Raw genomic sequence first — 4,394 nt, 5'->3', positions numbered from 1 at the left:
GGGCGCGGCGCGGCTGGGCCGGGCACCGCCCGGCAGGGCGTCGCCGCACGACACCGGCGCCGGGCCACGGTTCCGACGCGGCACCGGCCGGTCCGCCCGCTCGGGCCCGGTGGTACGCGCTGCCGCTCCCGGAGAGCCGCCGGGCCCGGAGCGCGGGAGCGCTCCGGCCGCTACGCCGTCCGCGGCGAGCCGTACCGCTCCCGGAGCTCCACCTTCCGCACCTTCCCGCTCACCGTCATGGGGAAGGCGTCCATGACCTCGACGCGGCGCGGGACCTTGTAGTGCGCCAGCCTGTCGCGGCAGAAGTCCGCCAGTTCCTCCCGCGTCGGCGGATCTGCCGGGTCACGGGGGACGACGCAGGCGAGGACCTCCTCGCCGTACCGCTCGTCCGGCACCCCGACCACCTGGACGTCCGCGATCTTCGGGTGACCGTACAGGAACTCCTCGACCTCCCTGGGGTACACGTTCTCACCACCCCTGATGATCATGTCCTTGATCCGGCCGACGATCTGGACGTACCCGTCCTCCCGCATCACCGCCAGGTCCCCGGTGTGCATCCAGCGGCCGGCGTCGACGGCCTCCGCGGTCCGCTCCGGCTCGTTCCAGTAACCGAGCATCACGCCGTAGCCGCGGGTGCACAGCTCGCCCGCCTCCCCGCGCGGCAGCGTCGTACCGCGGACCGGGTCCACGACCTTCACCTCGACGTGCGGGAGGACGCGGCCGACGGTCCCGGTGCGGCGCTCCAGGTCGTCACCGCGACGGGTCTGGGTGGAGACGGGCGAGGTCTCCGTCATGCCGTAGCAGATGGACACCTCCGCCATGTGCATCTCGGCGACCACCCGTTTCATCACCTCCACCGGGCACGGCGACCCCGCCATGATCCCGGTGCGCAGGGACGTCAGGTCGTACGAGGCGAAGTCCGGCAGGTGCAGCTCGGCGATGAACATCGTCGGCACCCCGTACAGGGAGGTGCACCGCTCCAGCTCGACGGCGCGGAGGGTGGCGGCGGGGTCGAAGGACGGGGCGGGGATCACGATGCAGGCGCCGTGGGAGGTGGCCGCGAGGTTTCCCATGACCATGCCGAAGCAGTGGAAGAACGGAACCGGCAGGCAGATCCGGTCGTCCGGGCCGTAGCCGAGCGTCTCCCCCACGAAATAGCCGTTGTTGAGGATGTTGTGGTGGGACAGCGTGGCACCCTTCGGGAAGCCGGTGGTGCCGGAGGTGTACTGGATGTTCACGGGGTCGTCGCAGGACAGCTCCGCCTCCCGCGCGGCCAGGTCCTCCGCGGTGACGCCCGCCGCCCGGGCGGTCAGCGCGTCCCAGCTCGCATCCCCGATGAAGAACGCCTCCCGGAGCTCCGGGCACGCCCCGCGCACCTCCTCCACCAGCGCCCGGTGGTCGGTGGACCTGTGCGACGGGGACGCGACCAGCAGCGAGACGCCCGCCTGGTTGAGGACGTACGCCAACTCGTGCGCGCGGTAGGCCGGGTTGATGCTCACCAGGACGGCGCCGGTGCGGGCCGCGGCGTACTGGAGCAGTACCCACTCGGGGCAGTTGACCGCCCAGACGCCGACCCGGTCGCCCTGGGCGATGCCGGAGGCCAGCAGGGCGCGGGCCAGCTCGTCCACGGCGGCGGCGAACGCGGCGTACGTCCAGCGGCGCCCGGAGTCCACGTCGACGAGGGCCTCCCGGTCGGGGTACCGGGCCACGGTCCGGGCGAGGTCGGCGCCGATGGTCTCGCCGAGCAGGGGCGTGCCGCCGGTCCCGTGGGCGTACGACAGCTGCACGGTCACCGTGCCTCCCTGGCGTGGTCGTGGACGTGCGGCAGCGGGTCGGCGACGGGGCCGCGGGCCTGCCCCGGCGGGCCGGCCACCGGACCGCGAGGGCAGGCCGGCCGGTCGGTCACGGGGGCCTTCCCCTCGCCGTACGCGCGGGCGTTCGACAGCGGGCCGGTCACAGGGCCTCCTCGCGGTACTCGGCGGGCGACCCGGCAGCCGTCCGCTCCCGCAGCTCGACGCGGCGGATCTTGCCCGAGACGGTCTTGGGCAGGTCGGCGAACTCGATGCGGCGGATCCGCTGGTACGGGGCGAGGGCCGCCCGCGCGTGCGCGAACAGCGCCTTCGCGGTCTCCGGTCCGGGCTCCCAGCCGTCCGCGAGCACGACGTACGCCTTCGGCACGGCCAGCCTCAGCGGGTCGGGCGCCGGGACGACGGCGGCCTCGGCCACCGCCTCGTGCTCCAGGAGGGCGCTCTCCAGCTCGAAGGGGCTGATCTTGTAGTCACTGGCCTTGAACACGTCGTCGCTCCGGCCGACGAAGTGCACGTACCCGTCGTCGTCCCGCCGTCCGATGTCCCCGGTCCGGTAGTACCCGTCCGCCATAGCCTGCGCCGTGCGCTCCGGGTCGCCGTGGTATCCGGTCATCACGCCCACCGGGCGGGCCGACAGGTCGAGGGCGATCTCGCCCTCCTCCGCGCCGGGCCGCCCGGTCACCGGATCGAGCAGTTCCACGCGGAATCCGGGGCTCGGGCGGCCCATGGACCCGGGCTTCAGGGGCTGCCCGGGCGTGTTGGCGATCTGCACGGCCGTCTCCGTCTGGCCGAAGCCGTCCCGGATGGTGACGCCCCAGGCGCGCCGCACGGCCGCGATCACCTCGGGGTTGAGCGGCTCGCCCGCCGCGAGGGCCTCGCGGGGCGGGGTGCGCAGCGCGGTCAGGTCGGCCTGGATGAGCATGCGCCAGACGGTGGGCGGGGCGCAGAAGCTCGTGACGCCGTGCCGGTCCATCTCGGCCATGAGGCGGGCGGGGTCGAAACGCGTGTAGTGGTGGACGAAGACGGCGGCTTCGGCGTTCCAGGGCGCGAAGAGGTTGGACCAGGCGTGCTTGGCCCAGCCGGGCGAGGAGATGTTGAGGTGGACGTCGCCGGGCCGGAGCCCGATCCAGTACATGGTCGCCAGATGGCCCACGGGGTAGGAGGTGTGGGTGTGTTCGACGAGCTTCGGGCGGGCGGTGGTCCCGGAGGTGAAGTAGAGCAGGAGCGGGTCGTCGGCACGGGTGGGTCCGTCGGGGACGAACCGGTCGTCGGCGTCGTACGCCTCCTCGTACGCGCGCCAGGGAGCCCGCGCCCCGCCGACGGCGATGCGGGTGTAGTCGCCGGGCACGCCGTCGAACTTGGCGGTGTCGGCGGCCCGGACGACGACGTGCCGGGCCCGGCCGCGTGCCACGCGGTCCCGCAGGTCGGCGGGGCCCAGCAGCGGCGTGGCGGGGATGACGACGGCGCGCAGCCGCATCGCGGCGAGTGCGGTCTCCCACAGTTCGGTCTGGTTGCCGAGCATCACGATCACCCGGTCCCCGGCCCGTACGCCCTGGGCGCGCAGCCAGTTGGCGACGCGCCGGGAGCGGGCGGCCATGTCGTCGAAGGAGACGCGGGTCTCGCGGCCGTCCTCCTCGACGATGTGCAGCGCGGTGGCGGCGTTGCCCGCGGCGATGGCGTCGAACCAGTCCGCGGCCCAGTTGAAGTGCGTGAAGCGCGGCCAGGAGAAGCCCCGGTAGGCGGCGTCGTAGTCCTCCCGGTGCCGCTGCAGGAAGTCCCGGGCGGCCCGGAACCGCGCGGTCGCACCGTGTTCCGACATCTGTGTCCTCCTCGTGCGCGCTCGTTGCGGGACGCGCTCGCGCCATCGTGTAATCGGTGACGCAGGTCTCACTACCCCCGGACGGGGGGCGCGCCTGGCGCCGGTGTGGCGTGCGGGGGCGAGCGGTCGGGAGCGGGGAGCGGCGGACGTGGCGGACCGGTACGGAGTCGGCGGGCGGGGCGCGGGGCCGGCGGGCGAGGCGGCGGAGCTGCGGGCCGCCCTGCGGGGGATGCGCCGGGCCACGGGGCTGCCGGTGGCCTTCGGGGGGCTGCTGGGCGACGGCGGCCGGGCGCGGGCCGGGCTGCGCATCGCGGAGCTGAGCGGTACGTCGTCGGACGTGCTGCGGGGGCTGACGGTCCGCCACGGTGGCGGTCTGGGCGGCCGGTCGGTCGCGCTGGCCCGGCCGTGCGCGGTGACGGACTACCCGGAGGCCCGGCACATCAGCCACGAGTACGACGCGCCGGTGGCGGCGGAGGGCCTGCGGTCGGTGCTCGCGGTGCCGGTGGTGGTCCGCCGGCGGGTGCGGGCGGTGCTGTACGGGGCGCTGCGGCGGCCGGTGCCGCTCGGCGACCGGGTGCTGGACGCCGCGGTGGCGGCGGCCCGGGACCTGGAGCAGGCGCTGGTCGTGCGGGACGAGGCGTGGCGGCTGCGCGAGGCGGCGGCCCGGTGGGCGGCGCCCCCGGGTGCGGCGGGTGCCGGCACGGCGGAGGGGCGCGGCATCCCGGGCGACGGGCCGGGCCGCGCGGGCGCCGGGGCCTGGGAGGCCG

At 75.1% G+C, this 4,394-nt stretch carries 4 protein-coding genes; 1 reads left to right on the top strand and 3 read right to left on the bottom strand.

Annotated elements, in window-relative coordinates; genetic code table 11:
- Positions 1–170 precede the first annotated feature (170 nt).
- Genes BJP40_RS08340 through BJP40_RS08335 form a run of 3 tightly spaced genes read right to left on the bottom strand, consistent with a single transcriptional unit; the run spans position 171 to position 3,627 of the window.
- Positions 171–1,793, bottom strand: coding sequence for an AMP-binding protein (locus BJP40_RS08340; RefSeq protein ID WP_071279833.1), 1,623 nt, complete (start codon positions 1,791–1,793; stop codon positions 171–173).
- Positions 1,790–1,957 (bottom strand): hypothetical protein, encoded by a 168-nt coding sequence (locus BJP40_RS34090; protein WP_177204339.1) that lies wholly within the window; start codon positions 1,955–1,957, stop codon positions 1,790–1,792. Before BJP40_RS34090 ends, BJP40_RS08340 begins: the two co-directional genes overlap by 4 nt.
- Positions 1,954–3,627 carry an AMP-binding protein gene (locus BJP40_RS08335; protein ID WP_071279832.1) on the bottom strand — a complete coding sequence of 558 codons (1,674 nt, stop codon included), beginning with the start codon at positions 3,625–3,627 and terminating at the stop codon, positions 1,954–1,956. The genes BJP40_RS34090 and BJP40_RS08335 overlap by 4 nt, the downstream gene beginning before the upstream one ends.
- Positions 3,628–3,856: 229 nt before the next feature.
- Here BJP40_RS08335 and BJP40_RS08330 point away from each other — a divergent pair.
- A partial coding sequence (locus BJP40_RS08330; RefSeq protein WP_371258611.1) for a GAF domain-containing protein occupies positions 3,857–4,394 on the top strand: 538 nt, incomplete at its 3' end.

The sequence above is a fragment of the Streptomyces sp. CC53 genome (genome assembly GCF_001865245.1).
Classification (GTDB): Bacteria; Actinomycetota; Actinomycetes; order Streptomycetales; family Streptomycetaceae; genus Streptomyces.
Note: the sequence above shows the minus strand (reverse complement) of the source record. Positions and strands in the feature narration are given on the sequence as shown.